The following is a 21150-nucleotide window of genomic DNA, read 5'->3' on the forward strand; positions in this document are numbered from 1 at the left end:
GCTCCTCGCAGGAATGGCGCGATTTTATCAGAGTGCATCATGAACTTCAGGGTTCAAAAGAAAGAATCTTTGATTTAACACGATATTTGCTGTCGACTTTCTTTTGAGCCTGTAAGAGGGTCTGTTTATCCGCATCAGGGCCGATATAAACGAAAAACAGGCCCCGAGCCGGGTTTTCTCGTTGATAGGCTTTGTAGCCGTCTGCCAACAGCGATTTTTCCAATTTTCGGGCCCGTTCCTGCTCGCTGAAAGCGCCCACTTGGATCACCCAGGCCGCGAGCAGCCCCTGCTCGTTGAGACCAGGAGCTGGCACAGGCTCAGGCGTGGGCTCTTCTTCAACCGCAGGCACATCCGCAACAGCCGGTTCTTCGGGCTGGAAAGAGCGTTCGGCCGGTTTGGGGAAGGTAATATTCTGCGGCCGTTTAGGTTCTTCAAAAGTCAGCTCGGCGATATCTGGCCGCGGGGGAATTTGTGAGGTTGTGTCGATATAGCGCTCACCGCTGAAATCAAACAGCATTGGCAAAAATATAATTGCCAGGGCCGCCAATACAAAAGCCCCTACAACCCGCTGTTTCAGACCGTCATTCAACTGACGTCACTCCGTTACGTTGTAACCATTGCAGCCCTGCCGCCACGGTAAAAAAAGACCCAAAAACCACTGCCCTGCCTCCAGGGCCTGCTGCTTCCAAGGCCTGCTCAATGGCAGCACCCACAGACTCAAATTGACTGGAATTCAGCCCATTATTGTACAACAGCTCGGCGATTGTATCCGGAGATGCTGCGCGAGGCATATTGGTCAACGGCGCCAGAAACCAGTGCTCTGATAGCTCAACCATGGGCTGGAGGACACCATCCATGTCCTTGTCTGCCATCATTGCCACAACCGCTTGGCATTGCTTGCCAGTTTGCCTCAAACGCAACGCCAACAGTTCTGCAGCAGCCGGATTGTGAGCAACATCCAGTATCAATTCACGATCGCCTACAGGTATTCGCTGAAAACGCCCAGGCAGACGAACTTCAGCCAAAACACTCAACAGCTGCTCGCGGGGCGGCAAGTATCCCAGTAGGCTTGCCGCTTGAATCGCACAGGCTACGCTGGGGATCGGTAGTCTGGCTGCTTGGGTGATCTCTGCAGGATACTGAAAGTCTTGCCCCAGATAGCTGCTGTGACAACCAATGCGACTGACTTCATCAGCAAAATTAGCAGGCAGATTTTCCTCACCGCAAATAAGTGGCTTGCCTGCACGGGCAATGCCTAATTTTTCTGAAGCAACAGCTTCCCGCGTGTCTCCCAGGTACTCCTGATGATCCAAATCGATACTGGTGATGACCGCAATGTCGGCATCCACCACATTCACCGCATCAAGACGGCCGCCCAGGCCCACTTCCAATACAGCCACATCCACCTGAGCTTCCGCCATCACCACAAAAGCTGCCAGGGTGGTAAATTCAAAATAGGTTAATAAAACCTCTCCCCGAGCATTCTCTACCGTTTCAAATGCCAAACACAGGCGGGCATCGTCCACAGGTTGCCCATGTATGGCAATTCGCTCGTTAAAACGCAGTAAGTGAGGAGACGTGTACGAGCCAACAGTAAGACCAGCAGTCTCTAAGATAGCCGTTAAAACCGCCACGCAAGAGCCTTTGCCGTTGGTACCGGCAATAGAAATAACCGTGGGCGCAGGCGAAACAATGCCGAGGTGTTGATACACCTCGGCAACACGATTCAGGCCCAATTCAATTTGCTGGCGGTGACGCCCTTCCAACAATTTGAGCCATTCTTCAAGAGAGCTCGGGTTTGACAAAATGGCTAGGGGCTATTCGCTTTCGCTGGCCACCGGGGCTTCAGATTCCTCGGCCTCATCTTCTTCAACCACAGGAAACTCATCACGGCCGGTGAACTTCGCCAACAGGCGAGCAACCGTATCGCGCATTTCCAGGCGCGGAATAATCATATCGATGGCGCCGTGGTCCAGCAGAAATTCCGCCCGCTGAAAACCCGGCGGCAATTTTTGGCGAATGGTCTGCTCGATAATATTTGGCCCGGCAAAACCCGCTCGGGCGCCCGGTTCGGCCGCATTAATATCACCAAGCAACGCCAGGCTAGCAGAGACACCGCCGTATACCGGGTCAGTCATAATGGAGAAGTATGGCGTACCCTGTTGTTTCAGCTTTTCCACAATTGCACTGGTTTTGGCCATTTGCATCAGCGAGATCAGGGCTTCCTGCATACGAGCACCGCCGGTTGCCGGAAAACAAATCAGGGGAATATTTTCTTCAAGAGACAGCTTTGCTGCGCGGGTGAATTTTTCACCCACCACATAACCCATGGAGCCACCGTGAAAAGCGAATTCAAACGCGACCACCACTACGGGGATGCCTTTAACAGATCCTCGCATGGCTACAACCGCGTCTTTTTCACCGGTTTTTTTCTGGGCTTCGCTGAGACGATCCTTGTACTTTTTAACGTCCTTGAATTTCAGGCGGTCGATAGGCTCGACCTCTGTGCAAATTTCTTCGCGTCCGTCTTTGTCGAGGAACACATCCAGTCGACGACGGGCACCAATGCGCATATGGTGTGAGCACTTGGGGCAAACGTCCATATTGCGTTCAAGCTCCGGGCGATACAACGGTGCGCCGCATTTAGGGCATTTTTTCCACAACCCTTCCGGAACACTTTGGGTGCGGTCTTTCTTCTGGGTGGTAAGCCCCTGGGGTCTGATCTTTTCAAGCCAGCTCATAGTATCAACCTGTTCGTCGTCTATTTATTTGGTTCTATGAATCCAACGCACTGCGAATTTCGCCCACTATATCACTGATAGTAGCCTTTATAGAGTCGATCTGCCCATTATTGGTAGCTGCAATGGCGGACACAATGGCACTGCCCACCACTACGCCACTGGCACAAGCGGCGGCTGCGCGGGCAGTTGCGCCGTCTTTGATGCCAAAACCAACGCAGATAGGCAACTGGGTCAAAGAGCGAATTTCCCCCAGTTTTTGCTCGACCGAATCCACATCCAGATGCCCGGCACCGGTAACCCCTTTCAAGGATACGTAGTAAATAAAACCACCCGCTTGCTCCACAATCGCCTGCTGTCGTCGCGCGGTTGTGGTGGGCGCTATCAGGAATATGTTTTCCAGGTGTTGCTGTTTCAGCACTTGGGTAAAAGGCGCAGATTCTTCTGGTGGAAGATCCACAGTTAACACACCGTCAACACCGGCGCTTTTTGCCGCATCGGCAAAGACTGAATAGCCCATTTTTTCAATAGGGTTTGCGTAGCCCATCAAAATAATCGGGGTGTGGTTGTTGGCGCGGCGAAACTCAGTCACCATGGCAAGGGCATCACGCAAGCTGGTGCTGTGTTTTAAGGCTCGCTCGTGGGCCAGCTGGATAACTGGCCCCTCAGCCATAGGGTCTGAAAACGGTATACCCAACTCCAGGATATCGGCACCAGACGCCACCAGGGCGTGCATAGCATCTACGGTGACGGCAGGTTCTGGGTCACCCGCCACAATATAGGTCACCAGCGCTTTTTTATTGTCTTTTTGCAGCTGGTCGAGGGTTGTTTTAATTCGATTCACAAATTGTTGCTCTTAATCGATAGGTGGACTTAAACCGTAATACCGTCTATGTCGGCCACGGTGAGAATATCTTTGTCGCCACGGCCAGACAGATTGACAACAATGGTCTGATCCGGGCTCATGGTGCGCGCCAGCTTGTCGGCATAGGCCAATGCATGACTGGTTTCCAGTGCCGGCATAATGCCCTCCACCTGGGTCAGATAACGGAAAGCGTCTAACGCCTCGTCATCGTTAACGGCAACATAATCCACTCTGTTTTGATCTTTCAACCAAGCGTGTTCAGGGCCAACTCCGGGATAGTCCAGCCCGGCGGACACGGAATGGGTTTCAATAATCTGGCCGTCGTCGTCTTCCATCAGATAAGTGCGATTGCCATGCAAAACCCCTGGCACACCGACGTTCAGTGGGGCAGCGTGCTTGCCACTTTCAATACCGTAACCGCCCGCCTCTACGCCGTACATAGCCACGGATTCATCACCCAGCATCGGGTGAAACAGGCCAATGGCGTTGGAACCACCTCCCACGCAAGCCACCAGTGCGTCGGGTAATTTACCGGTCATTTCCAGGCATTGTGCCCGGGCCTCGCGGCCGATAACCGATTGAAAATTGCGCACCAACTCCGGGTACGGATGTGGGCCAGCGCAGGTACCAATAATGTAAAAGGTATTATCCACGTTGGTGACCCAGTCGCGCATGGCTTCGTTCATGGCGTCTTTCAGGGTGCGCGAACCGGAACTGACCGGATGCACCGTGGCACCCAACAATTTCATCCGGTAGACGTTAAGGGCCTGACGACGCACGTCCTCTTCCCCCATGTACACATGGCATTCAAGCCCCAAGCGTGCGCATACCGTGGCACTGGCAACGCCGTGTTGGCCCGCTCCTGTTTCCGCAATAATGCGAGTTTTGCCACTGTATTTGGCCAACAACGCCTGACCAATGGTGTTGTTGATTTTGTGGGCGCCGGTGTGGTTCAAATCTTCTCGCTTCAGGTAGATTTGCGCGCCACCGGCTTCGCGAGACCAGCGTTCAGCGTGATACAAAGGGGATGGACGGCCGACATAATGAGCCAGGTCACGATCAAATTCTGCTTGCAGTTCCGGATCCGCCTTGAGCTTGGCGTAATTGCGCTCCAGTTCATTGAGCGCGTGCATCAGGGTTTCTGAAACAAAGCGCCCACCATAGGGGCCGAAGTGCCCTTGAGGGTCGGGGTACTGATTAAAGTCGATGTTTGAAGAATGACTACTCACTGTTCTCTCCATCTAAGGCGCTCTTGGCGCGCTCAATAAACTGCTGCATTTTTTGTGGGCATTTTTTACCGGGCGAGCGTTCCACCCCGCCACTGACGTCCACCGCATAAGGGCGAACTGTTTTCACCGCGCGTTCTACATTATCCGGGTTGAGGCCACCGGCGAGAATCACCGCCCGATCGATTTGCGGAATTCTCGCCCACTCAAAGGTAGCACCAGTACCGCCGTATTTGTCTTTTTGCCAGGCATCAAACAACAAACCGTGAGAGCCGCTAAAGGCCTGCGTCTGTTCTGTTACATCCAGATCCGGCGCCATACGAATGGCTTTGTACCAAGGCCGTGAAAACTGGCTGCAAAAATCGTTGTTTTCGTCACCGTGGAACTGCAGCACCTGAATAGGTACTGCTGCCAATACTTTGTTGACCTCAGCCTGGGAAGCGTTAACAAACAAACCCACTACGGTTACAAAAGGCCCCACAGACAATGCAATGGATTTTGCCTGTTCCACAGTAACCGCTCGAGGGCTCGGCGGGTAAAACACCAGGCCGATGGCATCGGCGCCGCAAGCAACGGCATCGAGAGCATCCTGCACGGAGGTAATGCCGCAAACTTTTACCCGAGTTGTCACGCTGAACCCCTGCCGCAAAGCAGCGGATTTTAGCAAAATCGCCTGTTGGCAGCTATGCAAAATATTACGGTGGTATTACTAAAGTTGGATTGTTTTTGGACAGTGGCTTGAGGCATCAGTATCAGGCTTTCAGAATGATTGTCTCTGTACGCAAGCAGGCCTGCGCAGCGGTTCAGAAACCAAATAAGGCCCCGGGGCCAACTCGGGAAAAGCAAAGTCCTGCGGATAACTCACATTCACCAGATACAACCCTTGCGGCGGTGCAGTGATTCCGGCCTGATTTCGGTCGCGCACTTCCATAAGCTCATTGATCCATTCTGGTTGATGCTGTCCAGCGCCCACGGCCATTAATGCGCCAGCAATATTGCGACACATATGCAGCACAAAAGCGTTGGCGCGCAATTCGATAATCACCAAACTGCCCTGCCGCCATACATCCACGTAGTGCATATTGCGGTTGGGGGTTTTGGACTGGCAGCCTGCACCCCGAAAAGAGGAAAAATCCCGCTCTCCCAACAGATAATCCGCGCCCCTCTGCATTTGTTTTTCATCCAGAAGGTGGCGATACCAGGTTAAACCGGCATGCCCCAGCGCCGGGCGATAAGGTTCGTTGTAGATAACGTAGCGATAGGTGCGCGCTGTGGCGCTAAAACGGGCGTGGAACTGGTGCGGTACTGGAGCCAGCCAGTGAAAACGAATACCTGGCGGCAAATTGGCGTTAGTGCCGAGAATCCAGTTTCTCGGCTCACGCTTGGCAAGCGTGTCGAAGTGAATCACCTGGTTGGTGCCGTGAACACCAGTGTCGGTACGACCGGCACAGGCCACCGTAATGGGCTCTGCCGCCACTTTTGACAGCGCACGTTCCACCTCTGCCTGGACACTGGGGCTGTGACTCTGTCGTTGCCAGCCACAAAAAGCACTGCCGTCGTATTCAACGACGGCAGCTATGCGGTGCATGCCTTCTGGCATTTTGTCTTCGGGGCTCAGCAGGCAGTTGCGTTGATACCCCTTGTGGACTTCAGACATAAGAGTTTTTGGCAATCACTCCAAGTCGTCAAGCAGCTTTTTGGCCTCGGCTTTTTGCTCGTCGTTGCCCTCTTCAATCACTTCTTCCAGCATCTCGCGAGCGCCATCCGCGTCACCCACATCGCTGTAGGCTTTTGCCAGATCCAGCTTGGTGCCGATTTCGTCGCCTTCCATATCCAGATCAAAGTCATCGTCATCCAGACTTTCTTGTGGTGAATCGTCTTCCGATGAGCTGTCTTCTGATAATGCGTCTACTGCTTCATCTTCGTCACCTTGGCTTTCGTCCAATACCAGTTCAGGCTCAGATTCCAGCTGTACGTCATCCTCTTTGGTATCAGCAACATCGGCATCAGAGGCATCTTCGTCAAGGTCGAGGCTAAGAGCCTCATCAGAGTCCTCTGAGCTGTCTTTATCGTCCTCGACGTCGTCCTCTTCTTCAAGCTCAGCCAACAAATTGTCATCAAGCTCAAGGTCGGCAGCAAAATCCAGATCGTCTTCAGATTCGGTGTCTTTGCTCGCCACCTCGTCGTCGGCTTCGTCAAAACGGGTAACCAGCTCATCTAAGTCTTCATCTTGCAAATCGCTGTCTTCGGAGTCAGCGTGGTCCATCAAGGATTCGGCGTCATCGACAACCTCGGCTTGCTCAGCAACCTCTTCCTGTTCGCTTTCCTGTTGGCCGTCGTCATCCTCAAAGTCGAACAGTTGATCTTCTTCAGAAAGGTCAATGCCCTCTTCTTGTGCCAGGTCAGCAACAGGGGCTTGCTCAGCAACGTCCTCATCAGCTGCTGTGGCAACCAAAGGCTCTGTGGGCTCTGACTCAAGTGCGGGTTCGGCGGGCTCCTCAAAGGTAAATTCGTCGTCGTTGTCTTCTTTTTTGCGCCGCAGACCCAAAGCCAGCAGTAAAGCCAGCAATACACCGACACCCGCCATCAGATAGTATTTATACTTGGACCACATGTCGGAACTTTCAGCAGGCTGCGTTTGCGGGGCCGCAGCTTGTTGCTGCTCCTGCTGTTCAGCGGCGTTATCTGTCTCAGTTGCTGACTCTCCGGCAGCGGCAGGTGCCTGTGCCGCTTGCTGTTCAGCAGCTTTAGTGTCAGCTTGATTTTGAGATAGCGCCTGCTGGGTTTCACCCAAACTGGTTCCGCCTACTTCCAGCATGCGTTGCATAGTCGCCACTTGCTCTTCGAGCTTGGCATTGCGATCTCGCTGTTCTTCCAACTCGCGATCTTTGCGGGCCAACTCTTCCTGAGCCAACGTCAATTCACTGGACAAACGCCCCTCACCGCCAGCAACTGCACCATCGAGGTCAGAAGCGGAAAAGCCAGTTTGTTCATCGCTTTCCACCTGCTGCTCACTGGCGGCAGACAGTTTTAGACGGCCTTCCGGCTGTGACTGAGACGCACCTTGAGAGCTCGGCGCCTCAGTAGCATCAATCAGTGGGCCACTTTGAGTTTGTTGGCTGATATCAGCCAGCGCATCGCTGTGGCTAACGCCAATGTCATGCCCCTGAGGTAAACGCAATACTTCACCACGTTTAAGCAGGTTGATATCTCCGCGAACAAAAGCACTGGGGTTTAATTCATGTATGGCCACCATAGTTTGATGAATGCTGGCACCTTCAGGTTTGGCACGCCGTGCAATCCCCCAAAGAGTATCCCCGTCGGCCACTTTGTAATCGCTGTCACCTGCCTGGGCGCTGGCGCTGTTACGTTCTGTACTTTGACGAGGGCTTGTAGGACGTGATTGGGGTGATGGTTTTGTTGCTGGCCTACTGGACTGGGTACTCTCAACCGCTTTGGGTTTGGCTTTATCGTCCGAATAAATCGGCAAGTCCACCAATACGGTGTAGTTGCGTAGTAAACGACCACTGGGCCATTGCATTTCTACCAAGAAATCGAGAAATGGTTCGCGAACCGGCTTTTCCGATTTAACCAACACTTTTGGCCTGGGCCCGGACAGGTCAACACTGAATTGCAATCCGGTTAAAAAGAAATCCCTTGGTACACCGGCACGTTCAAAGTCTTTGCGGCTGGCGAGATTGACGAACAATTCCAGTTCATCCAAGTCACCTACGCTCAGCAGTTCGATCTCTGCATTCAGCGGCTCATTGAGAGCGGAGTTCAGTTTGATTTCACCCAGCCCCACTGCGGATGCAGCCTGAGACACTAAAAGCGCCAACGCAGCGCTGAGAGCTTTGACCTTTGGGAAAGCCATGTGTGATGGTCCTATCTACATTATTGTGTTGGTGCCTGACGCAGCTGGGTTCAAGACCCATAACCAGGGCACATTTTTACAGGTACGTTTCTATCAATAATTCGGCAATTTGTACACTGTTAAGTGCGGCGCCCTTCCGCACATTATCGGACACAATCCACAGATTGAGACCATTGGTGTGTGAGACGTCTTCACGAATGCGCCCCACATAAACTGCATCTTTGCCCGCAGCGTCACCAACCGGAGTCGGATAACCACCCGGCTGGCGCTCATCCAACAGCTCAACACCAGGGGCATCGACCATCAGTGCGCGCACTTCGTCTTCACTGATGGGCACACGGGTTTCCAGATGCACCGCCTCAGCATGGCCATAAAACACCGGCACCCTCACACAAGTGGGATTTACCCGAATGCTGCTGTCGGCAAAGATTTTCTGGGTTTCCCAGACCATCTTCATTTCTTCCCGGGTGTAGCCGTTGTCCTGAAAGTCATCGATATGAGGCAGTACATTAAAGGCAATCTGCTTGGGGTAAAGCTCTTCTTCTGCCGGCAAGCCATTGAGTAACTTGGCGGTCTGTCCGGCCAGTTCATTGACACCCTTGCGACCATTGCCTGAGACAGACTGATAAGTGCAGACATTAATGCGCTCAATGCCCACCTCATCGTGAATCGGCTTCAACGCCACCAACATTTGAATGGTGGAGCAATTGGGGTTGGCAATGATATTGCGAGCACTGTAGTTACCCAGAGCATCGGGATTGACCTCCGGCACCACCAGAGGTACATCATCGTCGTAGCGAAATTCAGACGTGTTATCGATCACCACACAACCGGCATCCGCCGCCACGGGGGCGTATTGCGCGGACACGGAACCGCCGGCAGAAAACAGCGCAATCTGCACCTTGGAGAAGTCAAATTCCGCCAGGTTTTCCACCAGCACCGGGCGTTTGTTGAACAACACCGTTTCACCAGCGGAGCGTTCGCTGGCCAGTGCGTAAATTTCACCAATAGGAAATTCCCGCTCCGCCAGAAGCTCCAGAATTGCCTCGCCAACAGCGCCAGTGGCACCGACGACGGCAACGTCGTAGCAGTTTGTAAATTCGCCCACTAGTGCTCCTTGGGGGTAATTTATCGTATTCAGTTAGTGTGTCAGCGTTCATGGCAAGGCGCACCTCGCCGGGAATGGCAACCCCTTGCCAAGAGGTGCAACGCAGTCAATGGGCGCTGACACGCTAACCCGAAGGGCGCAGTTGTGGCGCTTAGCCACAGCTGCGCTGAATGCGTTAAATCACCCCCAAGTGGCACTATGCTTCCAACAGGATGCGAAGCATACGGCGCAGCGGCTCGGCGGCACCCCACAACAGCTGGTCACCCACCGTAAAGGCCGACAGGTATTCACCACCCATGTGCATTTTGCGCAAACGCCCAACCGGGATATGCAAGTGGCCGGTTACCGCCGTTGGGGTGAGGTCGCGCAGAGTATCGTCGCGGTGATTGGGCACCACCTGCACCCAGTCATTGGCTTCCGCCAGCATGGATTCCACTTCGTCCATGGGCACATCGCGGTTGAGTTTTACCGTCAGCGCCTGGCTGTGGCAACGCATGGCGCCAATGCGGACACAAACCCCGTCCACAGGAATGGTTTTGTGACCTTGCAGAATTTTGTTGGTCTCCACCTGAGCTTTCCACTCTTCTTTGGATTGACCGCTTTCCAGCTCTACATCAATCCAAGGCAGCAGACTACCGGCCAGTGGCGCGCCAAAATTGTCGGTGGGGAAACTGTCGCTACGCATGGTATTGGCCACCTTGCGATCGATATCCAAAATGGCAGACGCCGGATTATCCAGCTCTACAGCAACGTTATCGCGCAGCACACCCATCTGGCTGATCAGCTCGCGCATATTACGGGCGCCGGCCCCGGAAGCCGCTTGGTAAGTCATGGCACTAACCCAATCCACCACGCCATTTCTGAACAGACCGCCCATGGCCATCAGCATCAGGCTGACGGTGCAGTTACCGCCAATAAAGTTTTTCACACCACCGGCGATGCCGTTCTTGATCACGTCCAGATTCACCGGATCCAGTACGATCAAGGCGCTGTCGTCCATACGCAGTGCCGAGGCAGCGTCAATCCAGTAGCCGTTCCAGCCGGATTCACGCAGTTGCGGGTACACTGCCTTGGTGTAATCGCCACCTTGACAGGTAACGATAATATCCATAGCGCTGAGTTCGCTAATGTCGGTAGCGTCCTTGAGGGTTTCAGTCGCCTCTGTCGGGCCTTCCTGCCCTACCTGGGAGGTGGTAAAAAATACCGGTTCGATATCGGCAAAATCGTTCTCGGCACGCATGCGCTCCATCAATACGGAGCCCACCATGCCGCGCCAACCTACTAGACCTACTCGTTTCATCGCACTTCTCTTTATTACATCTCAATGGCGATCTGTTGACCGCCTAAAAAAACAGGGCAGGAAGTGTAACGCACCCCCTGCCACTATTCGACCTTACTCTAGCGAGCGTTACTGGGCAGCCAACGCCTCAACAACTGCAGCACCCATTTCACTGGTGGAGACTTTGACATCGCCATCGGTGTAAATATCGGCGGTGCGCAGACCTTTATCCAGCACGGTGTTAACCGCACTTTCAATGGCATCCGCCGCAGCACTCATATCCAGCGAGTAACGCAACATCATGGCAGCAGAAAGAATGGTCGCCAACGGATTGGCAATGCCTTGCCCAGCAATATCCGGGGCGGAGCCGTGACAGGGTTCGTACATGCCCTTGCCGCTGGCATCCAGAGAAGCCGAAGGCAGCATACCGATAGAACCCGTAAGCATGGCGGCGGCATCAGACAGAATATCGCCAAACATATTGCCGGTCACCATCACATCGAACTGCTTGGGCGCCCGCACCAGCTGCATGGCGGCGTTGTCCACGTACATATGGCTCAATTCCACGTCCGGGTAGTCTTTGGCCACTTCTTCCATAATTTCGCGCCACAGAATAGTGGCTTCCAGCACATTGGCTTTGTCGACAGAGCAAACCCGGCCATTGCGCTTGCGAGCGGATTCAAAGGCCACCACGCCAATGCGGCGAATCTCCGACTCGCTGTATTTATAAGTGTTGTAGCCTTCGCGCTCACCGTTCTCCAGCTCGCGAATACCCCGCGGGGTACCAAAGTAAATGCCACCGGTGAGCTCACGCACAATCAGAATATCCAGCCCGGATACCACTTCTGGCTTCAGGGAAGAGGCATCCGCCAGCTGCGGATAGAGAATCGCAGGGCGCAGGTTGCCAAACAGCTCCAACTCAGAACGAATACCCAGCAGACCACGCTCCGGGCGAATGCTGCGCTCGATATTGTCCCATTTGGGGCCACCCACAGCGCCCAGCAAAATGGCGTCTGCCGCTTTAGCCTTGGCGGAGGTTTCTTCCGGGTAAGGTGCACCGTGTTGATCAATGGCTGAACCACCCAACAGGCCATGATCAATATCCAAACCCAGGTTAAATTTTTCATCCGCAGCACGCAGCACGCGCTCCGCTTCGGTGACAATTTCCGGGCCGATACCATCGCCGGGCAGAATTAGAACTTTTTTGCTCATCTTGTTATCTCTCACTTGGAGTTTGGTCGTTAGGCACCCAACTTGTTACTTAATCGCCCCAAACAACCAAGGGCATTGCTGTTTCCAACCACCTTCAAACTCACGAATGGCGTCTGCGTCTTGCAAGGTCAAACCGATATCGTCCAAGCCATTGAGCAAACAGTGTTTGCGGAACGGGTCTACGTCGAAGGGAATGTCGTCGCCGTCCGGGCGCTTGATCAGCTGGGCGTCCAGATCAATGGTCAACTGATAGCCGTCGTTGGCTTCAGTCGACTTAAATAAATCGTCAACTATATTTTCTTCCAAAACAATGGGTAAGAGGCCATTTTTAAAGCTGTTATTGAAGAAAATATCCGCATAACTGGGAGCAAGAATGGCGCGAAAACCGTAATCCACCAGTGCCCATGGGGCGTGTTCGCGGCTGGAACCGCAACCAAAGTTTTCCCGCGCCAGCAGAATGGAAGCGCCATTATAGCGGGGTTTATTCAAGGCAAAATCTTCGTTAATTGGACGCATACTGCAATCCTGCCCCGGATAGCCTTCGTCCAGATAACGCAATTCATCAAACAGGTTCACACCAAAGCCGGTGCGCTTAATGGATTTGAGGAACTGCTTGGGGATAATCATATCGGTATCCACATTGGCGCGATCCATGGGCGCGGCGATACCTTGCAGAACGGTGAATTTTTCCATGGTTACGCCTCCATCATCTGGCGAACATCGGTGAAGTGGCCGGCAATGGCCGCGGCTGCCGCCATAGCGGGACTCACCAGATGAGTTCGACCGCCAAAGCCCTGACGGCCCTCAAAGTTACGGTTACTGGTGGAAGCGCAATGCTCGCCATTACCCAGTTTATCCGCATTCATGGCCAGGCACATGGAGCAACCGGGTTCGCGCCATTCCATACCGGCATCGGTAAAGACTTTATCCAGCCCCTCTGCCTCTGCTTTGGCTTTCACCGCTTGTGAGCCAGGCACAATCAGCACTTGTTTAACGGAATCTGCCACCTTGCGGCCTTTGGCCACCGCCGCAGCTTCGCGCAGATCTTCCAGGCGAGAGTTAGTGCAAGAACCGATAAACACCCGATCTACCGGGATGCTGCTGATATCCTGCCCCGCTTCCAGGCCCATGTACTCCAGGGCGCGGCTGATGCCATTGCTTTTCACCGGGTCGCTTTCGTCTTCAGGGTTGGGCACGGTGGCGTCCACTGGCAATACCATCTCTGGCGAAGTACCCCAGGACACTTGCGGCTTGATGTCAGCACCGTCCAGCTCTACCACAATATCAAACTCGGCGTCCGCATCGCTGTGTAAAGTGTTCCAATAGGCCACTGCCTTGTCCCAATCGTCTCCTTTGGGAGCGTACTCACGGCCTTTGACGTATTCGATCGTAGTATCGTCCACTGCCACCATGCCGGCACGAGCACCCGCCTCAATGGACATATTGCACACTGTCAGGCGCCCTTCCATCGACATATCACGGAACACTTGGCCACCGAATTCGATAGCGCAACCGTTACCACCCGCAGTGCCAATTTTGCCAATAATGGCCAGCACCACATCTTTGGGCGTAACACCCGCGCCCAGTTTGCCGTCCACACGCACCAGCATATTTTTCATTTTGCGCTGAATCAGGCACTGGGTCGCCAGTACGTGTTCCACTTCAGAAGTACCAATACCGTGAGCCAGGGCGCCCAACGCGCCATGGGTGGAGGTATGAGAATCGCCACAAACCACGGTCATTCCCGGCAAGGTAGCGCCCTGCTCCGGGCCCACTACGTGAACAATGCCCTGACCAGGGTCATTGATGCCGTGCTCAACAATACCGAACTCGTCGCAGTTTTCGTCCAGAGTTTTTACCTGAATACGAGAGGTTTCGTCTTCAATGCCATCCACACCGGCCAGGCGCTCGGCACTGGTGGTGGGTACATTGTGATCCGGGGTAGCCAGGTTGGCATCCACTCGCCAGGGCTGGCGGTTCGCCAGGCGTAGACCCTCAAAAGCTTGAGGCGAGGTGACTTCGTGCAGCAATTGTCGATCGATATAAATCAGCGCAGTACCGTCGTCGCGCTGCTTGACCAAGTGTGCATCCCACAACTTGTCGTAAAGGGTTTTACCCGCCATTGGCTAATCTCCTGAATGGGTTATAGAGCGTGGCTCGCGAGGGATAAGTGACCGGCATTCTAATCTGCTCTTGCAATAAAATAAATTCATCTTTTTAATGCATTGGATTCCAATCGGGAATTTATAAGATTATGGACACTTCTTTACTGGAAGCCTTTGTTACCGCAGCCGAAGCAGAGTCTTTTTCCGCCGCCGCGGATCGGCTGCATCTGACCCAGTCGGCAGTCAGCAAGCGTATCGCCTTGTTAGAACAACAATTGGATTGTCGCTTGTTTGACCGCATCGCCCGCACGGTGAGTTTAACCAGCAGTGGCCGTGAATTGCTGCCCAGAGCACGAAGTATTCTTGGGGAGCTGCAAGCCACTCGACAGGCCATTGCCGATCTCAGTGGTTCCGTTAGCGGCACCTTACGCCTGGCTATCAGCCACCATATTGGCCTGCGACGGTTACCAAAAGTATTGAAGCGTTTTACCCGGGAATTTCCGGATGTGTCTATCGATATGGCGTTTATGGATTCCGAGAGCGCCTACGACAATATCCTCCACGGCCATTTTGAATTGGCGATTATTACCCTGTCACCGAAGCCTCACCCAAAAGTTATCGCCCAGAGTATCTGGCCAGATGAGCTGGCATTTGTGGTGGCGCCAGATCACCCCCTGACGGAAACGCCATTTGCAGTAGAGCAGCTGCAAAACTACCCAGCGATTTTGCCGGAGCTCAACACCCACACCAGTCAAATTGTTACCGAACTGTTTGCGACGCAGCATTTAAAGCTCAACACCGCCATGACCACCAACTATTTGGAAACCATTAAAGCTATGGTGGCCATTGGCATGGGCTGGAGCCTATTACCGCTGAGTATGCTCGACAACACGGTGACAGCCCTGCCAGCGAACGACCTGAAATTGGAACGGCAGTTAGGATACATCCACCACAAAGAAAAAACCCTGTCCAATGCGGCCAGGGCTTTGATTGATATGCTTGAAAAGCAGGCTTCGGGTTAAAAAAATACTCGTCATTGCGAGGAGCCTTTTCTTTTCAAGAAAGGCGACGCGGCAATCTTGGCCAGGCTGGCAGAGGACTGATGGAGATTGCCGCGGTCGCTGCGCTCCCTCGCAATGACGTAGGTCTAACAATAATTAAAACTGATCTTCAGCCAACTCCATCGTGGCTTCGTGACCAGAAATAATCGCCTGCATATAACCCAGAGTACGGGGCAAAACTTGTTCAGCAAAGAAGCGTGCTGTAATCAATTTGTTCTTGTAGAACTGGGCATCGCCGTCACCGGCGTCCAGTTTCGCCTGCGCTGCCAGGGCAGATTGAGCCAGCAGTGAACCCGCTGCCGTAGTACCCAACAGCATTAACAAGTTAAAGGACACCGCGCCAGGGAAACTCCAGTCCGCCATTACATTGGTAAAGATATGGCGAATGGCTTTGTCACTAGCATACAGCGCCTGCCCGAGGCCTTTGTGAATTTCCCGCAGAGGCTTGCCGGCAGCCTCTACCTGAGCAAGGGTTTTCTGGAATTCTGCCGCCAACTCTTGCAAAGATTTACCCTGATCCTTCAGCAGTTTGCGGCCAATTAAATCCAACGCCTGAATGCCGTTGGTTCCTTCATAAATTGGCAGGATACGAGCATCGCGCTGGTGTTGGGCAGCGCCGGTTTCTTCCACAAATCCCATGCCGCCGTGAATTTGAACGCCAAGATAAGTCACCTCCTGAGCCATTTCTGTACACCAGCCTTTTACCAATGGCGTCAGCAAGTCTACGCGACGCTGATGGAAAGCTGCCTGTTTTTCATCCGGGTTGTGAAGGGACTTATCCACATGGGCCGCCGCCTCGTAGGCCAGTACACGACCTGCTTCGATCTGGCTGCGCATCAGCATCAACATGCGGCGTACATCCGGGTGTTTGATAATGGGCACTCGGCCATCCACACCAATCATCTCACCCTGAACACGATCGCGGGCGTATTGGCGGGCCTGCTGGTAAGCGCGTTCACCGACAGAAACCCCTTGCAAACCAACAGACATACGGGCGTGATTCATCATCGCGAACATATACTTGAGGCCTTGATTCTCTTCGCCCACCAAGTAGCCCATTGCGCCGCCTTCATCACCGTAGCTCAGTACGCAGGTGGGGCTGGCATGGATGCCCATTTTGTGTTCCACGGAAACTGGATAAAGGTCGTTGGCTTCGGTAGTGGCACCATTCTCATCGTGTAAATTTTTCGGCACGATAAACAGGGAAATGCCTTTCACCCCTTCTGGTGCATCCGGGGTACGCGCCAGCACCAAATGAATAATGTTATCGGTGAAATCGTGGTCGCCCCAGGTGATGTAAATTTTCTGGCCGGTGATCAGATAGTGGTCGTCTTGGGGCACCGCCTTGGTGCGAATGGCCGCCAGATCGGTGCCAGCCTGAGGCTCGGTAAGGTTCATGGTGCCCGCCCATTCACCAGAGATCAGCTTGGGCAAGTAAAACTGTTTCTGTTCATCACTGCCGTAATTTTCAAGAGCGGCGATCACCCCTTTACCCAACAGTGGGCAGAGACTAAACGCCAGGTTGGCGCTCTGGCACATTTCGTCCAGCGCTGCACCCAGCAAATGAGGCATACCTTGCCCACCGTATTCTGCGTTGCCCGCCAAACCTGGCCAACCGCCCTGCACCATGGCGGTATACGCTTCTTTCAGGCCCGGAGCCGCAACCACTTTCTTGTCTACTACTTTGGAGCCCGCTTCGTCCGCATCTCGGTTGGTGGGCGCAATTACTTCACCAAAAAAGCGACTGCCTTCAGCGAGTACCGCTTCAACAATGTCGTCTGTAGCCTGTTCATAGCCGGGAAGTTGAGCGATATCGCCCAAGCCGAGAACGTCTTGCAGCAAAAATTGAATGTCTTGCAACGGGGCTTGGTAGTCGGACATGGTTTCTCCTTAAAGAATCACGGTGATGATTTTATTTGTCCAACGATAGTATGGAATTATCCCGTGGTGATAGGCCGTTTCGTGACTGGAGAGTTTTGAGAATTGACCAAAAATGGAAATTTGGTCACAGCATGCCAGAAAGCCATCAAGAACGGCTAGGCAACGGCTTTTTATTGCCGTCTTGATCGACACAAACAAAAGTCACAGCAGTACTGAACACAGGCTCTCCGCCGTCTTCCAAGCCCTGATACACATTCACCTGGTACTGCACAGACGTGTTGCCGAGGCGCTTTTGATCCGCTTCAAAGCGCAATATGGTGCCCTTCTTTACACTGTGGTGAAACTCAATACTTTCCATACCGATCGTCACCATGTTGGCCTCGGGTAAGTCCAGGCGCGCGGCAATATAGGCAATTTCATCCACCCACATCAGCATATAGCCACCAAACAGAAAGCCGTAGTGATTGAGGTGTTCGGGAAGGACGAGTTTATGGTTTTGCATAGAAGGGTTCCTTTAAAACCGCTTGAAATAGCAGGCTTTGGGCGGGGGATTTTACCCGAAACGCATACAAAGTTTGTCGGTTAATTCAGAGGTAAAACAGATATGTACAGGTTTGAAAGGTTTATTGCTTCAAAGCATCCGTATCAACAATATCCCCCTGCTCATTCAACTCCGGGTACTCCAGCCCCTTGGCCTTGCAGTAATCCGCAATTACCGGATGACACCATTCAAACAGGGTTTTGTGATATTGCCTGTCGGGCAGACGGCGTCGATCGTATAAGCCCACAGCCTGACGCTGACGCTGTGCTTCGGAGAGAATAATGGCGCAGGCGACACTGACGTTAAACGATTCCACCATGCCCAGCATGGGCACGGTAATTTCCTGATCGACCGCATTCAATGCGCTATCACTAACACCTTCACGCTCGGCGCCCAATAACAGTGCCGTCGGCTTGCAGTAATCCACCTGGCGAAAGTCCACTGCTTGATCGGAAAAGTGCGCGGCGACAACTTGAAAGCCTTTGGCTTTCAGACTTTCGATGGGCTCTGCCACCGTTGGCCAAATATTGGCGTGCACCCATTTCTGGCTACCCATGGCGGTACCAGTGTGGGGACGATACTCGCCTTTGGAGTAAACCGCGTGAATTTCAGGAATGCCGGCCGCATCGCAGGTGCGCACAATGGCAGACAAATTCTGCCCCTTGTGCACATCATCGGTAATTACGGTGAGGTCGGGTTGCCGCTTACTTAATACGGCAACAATCCTCTGGAAACGCTCTGGTGTCACGATTTATTGAATTGTGTGGCTGTTGGAGCCCATCTGCTGGGTAAAGGTTTCCGCACTCATGGGCTTGCCGTATAGAAAGCCCTGGGCGAAGCGGCAACCAACACCGTGCAGGTACTTCTCCTGAATGGAACGCTCTACACCTTCTGCCACCACATCCACACCGAGCACATCGCCAAGGCCAATAATAGCGCGCAGCAGGCTGTCGTTTTGCTTGCCGATTTTGATATCGTTCATCAGCTTGCGGTCTACCTTGATCACACTCACTGGTAGCTCTTTCAGGTAACCGTAAGGCGCTTTACCAGTGCCGAAATCGTCGATGGAAACCGCTACACCAATATCGGCCAGTTGCTGAATAAATTGCTTGCTGTGATCCAGATCCACCAGAATGCTCTTCTCAGAAATATCCAACATCAAGCACTCTGCAGGCAGGCCAGATTTTTCCAGCGCTTGCGCTACCATTTTGGGGAATTTGGGATCTTGCATCTGAGTCAGCGACACATTCACTGACATAAACTGAATGGGTGCACCCTGATTGCGCCATTGGCTCATGCGTTCACAAGCAGACTCCAAGGCCCAGTTGCCCAACTCACGAATCAAGCCCGCTTGTTCCGCCAAGGGAATAAAGGTGTTGGGCATTACCTGGCCACGGGAGTGGTGATTCCAGCGCATCAGCGCTTCACAGCCGATCACTTCACCGGTATGAATCAGCACTTGGGGCTGGTACACCAGAGACAGCTGATTACGGGGGATTGCCATACGCAACTCCGAATTAAAGAACAGATCGGAGTTTTCATTATTAGCCTGTTTGGCTGACAAATAGTAGTAGCCATTACGGCCTTCAGCCTTGGCTTTATACATCGCCGCGTCGGCTCCCTTCATCAGGGTAATCAGGTCTTCACCATCGTCAGGGAATACGCCGATACCTACGCTGGCAGATACGTAAAACTCTTTGTCGTGGAGGTTAAATGGCAGTTCGAAAATACCCAGGATTTTCTTCGCCAGGCTGCGCACCTGGTCGTTACCGCCGACATTTTCGGCAATGATAGTGAATTCGTCACCGGCCAGACGTGAAACGGTATCCGCCTCGCGCACAATGCCTCTCAGGCGCTCACCCACCTCTTTCAGCAAGCTGTCGCCCACATGGTGACCCAGGGTATCGTTAATCTGCTTGAACTCATCCAGATCGATAAAGTACACCGCCAGGCGATCTTTCACACGACGTGCCCGCTTGATGCCTTGATCCAGGCGGTCGAGGAATAGGCGACGGTTGGGCAAGCCAGTCAGGGAATCGTGGTTGGCCAGATAGCGTAGCTCTTCCTGGGAGCGTTTCAGGTCGGTAACATCCGAGAAGAATGCTACGTAGTTACTCACTTCACCATCGGCGTCGTAAACGGTTTTCAGGGTCATGCGGCCGGAAAACAGCTCACCAGATTTGCGTTTACTCCACACCTCGCCGCGCCATACACCGCGCTTTTTCAGGTCGCGCCATACTTTTTTATAGAAAGATACATCCTGGCTGGCAGTGCGTGGCAGACCCAGCTTCTCACCCAGTACATCTTCGGCGGTGAAACCGGTGATTTCTGTAAAGGAGTTGTTGACCGACTCAATCACCCGGCGGTTGTCAGTCACCACAATGGCGTCAGCGGTAAAGGAAAAGATTTTCGATGACAGCCGCAGCTGTTCTTCCAAGTCTTTTTCCCGAGTTAAATCCACAGATACACAGTGCACCATGTCGACGTTGCCCTGTATCGACTGATGACTTTGAAAATGGTGGCGGAAAAAGCGCCCATTAATGGGCTGATAAGACATAAACTTACCGCCTTTACGAGCGCGCTCAACATCGCGCAACAAACCGGGCGAGCTTTTGAATACTTTATTAACATCGGTGCCAATTACAGCAGCGCTGGCATCGTCTACGTTTTTCTGGGCTCTGCCACGTATATCGGATATCTGGCCATTGCTATTAATGGACCAAACCATGACCGGAGAAGATGACGAGATAACGTCCAGAAGCAGGCTTTTATTGTCCATTTGATGCTGCTGACGACGTTGCAACAAGTCGGAGTACAACACTGCAGACACACACAGCCAGACGATTGCTGTCATGGTCATTAGCTGCCACAGATTCGTACCTGATTCCATATTCTGTACAAGCAGCAATTCAATCAGTGCAAAGAGTACTGTAATGCCTAGCTGTTGTTTGATGTATCGCCGGTCCAAGGCCCTTCTCCATTGGTATCCATTAAGAGTCTGCTGTGAACTGAGAACGTTATTATTGTGACCCAGTTCCGATTTGAATTATACGCAGTTCCGGAGGATAGTCATCGTATACGCCCTCACTAATACTTAAACGGTAGTTAAGTCGGCTTAAGTGCGAAATTAGTACTAGTGAAGATCCGTTTGTCCGTCATTGATAACCGCTCATTGTCCGCAGCAGTGTCAGGAAGCCTCCCGATGAGGTGACTTGGAGCAACCAGATACCATCGACGAACAGCAACTGTCAGGTAGGGCA

At 53.0% G+C, this 21150-nt stretch carries 18 protein-coding genes; 1 reads left to right on the forward strand and 17 read right to left on the reverse strand.

Features of this window, described 5'->3' with window-relative positions; translation table 11 throughout:
* Positions 1 to 46: 46 nt before the first annotated feature.
* The 13 genes from KFE80_02815 to leuC all read right to left on the reverse strand — a co-directional run bounded on the left by KFE80_02815 (position 47) and on the right by leuC (position 14425).
* Entirely contained in the window at positions 47 to 589 is a 543-nt protein-coding gene (locus tag KFE80_02815) for an SPOR domain-containing protein (protein UTW45861.1), read from the reverse strand.
* Positions 582 to 1805, reverse strand: coding sequence for a bifunctional folylpolyglutamate synthase/dihydrofolate synthase (locus KFE80_02820; GenBank protein UTW45862.1), 1224 nt, complete (start codon positions 1803 to 1805; stop codon positions 582 to 584). The genes KFE80_02815 and KFE80_02820 overlap by 8 nt, the downstream gene beginning before the upstream one ends.
* A 12-nt stretch (positions 1806 to 1817) precedes the next feature.
* Positions 1818 to 2741, reverse strand: coding sequence for an acetyl-CoA carboxylase carboxyltransferase subunit beta (locus KFE80_02825; GenBank protein UTW45863.1), 924 nt, complete (start codon positions 2739 to 2741; stop codon positions 1818 to 1820).
* Between the two features lie 34 nt (positions 2742 to 2775).
* The gene (gene trpA / locus KFE80_02830) at positions 2776 to 3582 is read right to left on the reverse strand and encodes a tryptophan synthase subunit alpha (GenBank protein UTW45864.1); all 807 of its coding nucleotides are present in this window, start codon (positions 3580 to 3582) and stop codon (positions 2776 to 2778) included.
* A 29-nt stretch (positions 3583 to 3611) separates the two neighbouring features.
* A complete protein-coding gene (gene trpB, locus KFE80_02835; GenBank protein ID UTW45865.1) occupies positions 3612 to 4844 on the reverse strand; it encodes a tryptophan synthase subunit beta in 1233 nt (410 codons plus the stop codon).
* Complete coding sequence (locus tag KFE80_02840; protein UTW45866.1) at positions 4825 to 5460, reverse strand: phosphoribosylanthranilate isomerase; 636 nt, start codon at positions 5458 to 5460, stop codon at positions 4825 to 4827. Before KFE80_02840 ends, trpB begins: the two co-directional genes overlap by 20 nt.
* Before the next feature lie 129 nt (positions 5461 to 5589).
* Positions 5590 to 6429, reverse strand: a complete 840-nt coding sequence (gene truA / locus KFE80_02845) for a tRNA pseudouridine(38-40) synthase TruA (GenBank protein ID UTW46598.1) — start codon at positions 6427 to 6429, stop codon at positions 5590 to 5592.
* A 72-nt stretch (positions 6430 to 6501) separates the two neighbouring features.
* Complete coding sequence (locus KFE80_02850) at positions 6502 to 8703, reverse strand: hypothetical protein (protein ID UTW45867.1); 2202 nt, start codon at positions 8701 to 8703, stop codon at positions 6502 to 6504.
* Positions 8704 to 8779: 76 nt separating this feature from the next.
* Positions 8780 to 9811 carry an aspartate-semialdehyde dehydrogenase gene (locus tag KFE80_02855; GenBank protein UTW45868.1) on the reverse strand — a complete coding sequence of 344 codons (1032 nt, stop codon included), beginning with the start codon at positions 9809 to 9811 and terminating at the stop codon, positions 8780 to 8782.
* A 196-nt stretch (positions 9812 to 10007) separates the two neighbouring features.
* Positions 10008 to 11111, reverse strand: a complete 1104-nt coding sequence (gene asd / locus KFE80_02860) for an aspartate-semialdehyde dehydrogenase (GenBank protein UTW45869.1) — start codon at positions 11109 to 11111, stop codon at positions 10008 to 10010.
* 108 nt (positions 11112 to 11219) lie between these two features.
* Positions 11220 to 12302 carry a 3-isopropylmalate dehydrogenase gene (leuB, locus tag KFE80_02865; GenBank protein UTW45870.1) on the reverse strand — a complete coding sequence of 361 codons (1083 nt, stop codon included), beginning with the start codon at positions 12300 to 12302 and terminating at the stop codon, positions 11220 to 11222.
* Between the two features lie 45 nt (positions 12303 to 12347).
* Complete coding sequence (leuD, locus tag KFE80_02870; protein UTW45871.1) at positions 12348 to 12995, reverse strand: 3-isopropylmalate dehydratase small subunit; 648 nt, start codon at positions 12993 to 12995, stop codon at positions 12348 to 12350.
* Positions 12996 to 12997: 2 nt separating this feature from the next.
* A complete protein-coding gene (leuC, locus tag KFE80_02875; GenBank protein ID UTW45872.1) occupies positions 12998 to 14425 on the reverse strand; it encodes a 3-isopropylmalate dehydratase large subunit in 1428 nt (475 codons plus the stop codon).
* A gap of 131 nt (positions 14426 to 14556) precedes the next feature.
* Here leuC and KFE80_02880 point away from each other — a divergent pair, with 131 nt between their 5' ends.
* The gene (locus tag KFE80_02880) at positions 14557 to 15429 is read left to right on the forward strand and encodes a LysR family transcriptional regulator (protein ID UTW45873.1); all 873 of its coding nucleotides are present in this window, start codon (positions 14557 to 14559) and stop codon (positions 15427 to 15429) included.
* Between the two features lie 135 nt (positions 15430 to 15564).
* Here KFE80_02880 and KFE80_02885 read toward each other — a convergent pair whose 3' ends face one another.
* The 4 genes from KFE80_02885 to KFE80_02900 form a co-directional block, all read right to left on the reverse strand.
* Positions 15565 to 17349 carry an acyl-CoA dehydrogenase gene (locus KFE80_02885; protein ID UTW45874.1) on the reverse strand — a complete coding sequence of 595 codons (1785 nt, stop codon included), beginning with the start codon at positions 17347 to 17349 and terminating at the stop codon, positions 15565 to 15567.
* A 145-nt stretch (positions 17350 to 17494) separates the two neighbouring features.
* Positions 17495 to 17851 (reverse strand): acyl-CoA thioesterase, encoded by a 357-nt coding sequence (locus KFE80_02890; protein ID UTW45875.1) that lies wholly within the window; start codon positions 17849 to 17851, stop codon positions 17495 to 17497.
* Between the two features lie 121 nt (positions 17852 to 17972).
* Positions 17973 to 18638 (reverse strand): tRNA (guanosine(18)-2'-O)-methyltransferase TrmH, encoded by a 666-nt coding sequence (trmH, locus tag KFE80_02895; protein UTW45876.1) that lies wholly within the window; start codon positions 18636 to 18638, stop codon positions 17973 to 17975.
* 3 nt (positions 18639 to 18641) lie between these two features.
* On the reverse strand, positions 18642 to 20858 hold the full coding sequence (locus KFE80_02900) for an EAL domain-containing protein (protein UTW45877.1): 2217 nt from the start codon (positions 20856 to 20858) through the stop codon (positions 18642 to 18644).
* Positions 20859 to 21150 lie beyond the last annotated feature (292 nt).

This window comes from bacterium SCSIO 12696 (assembly GCA_024397955.1).
Lineage (GTDB): Bacteria > Pseudomonadota > Gammaproteobacteria > Pseudomonadales > Porticoccaceae > SCSIO-12696.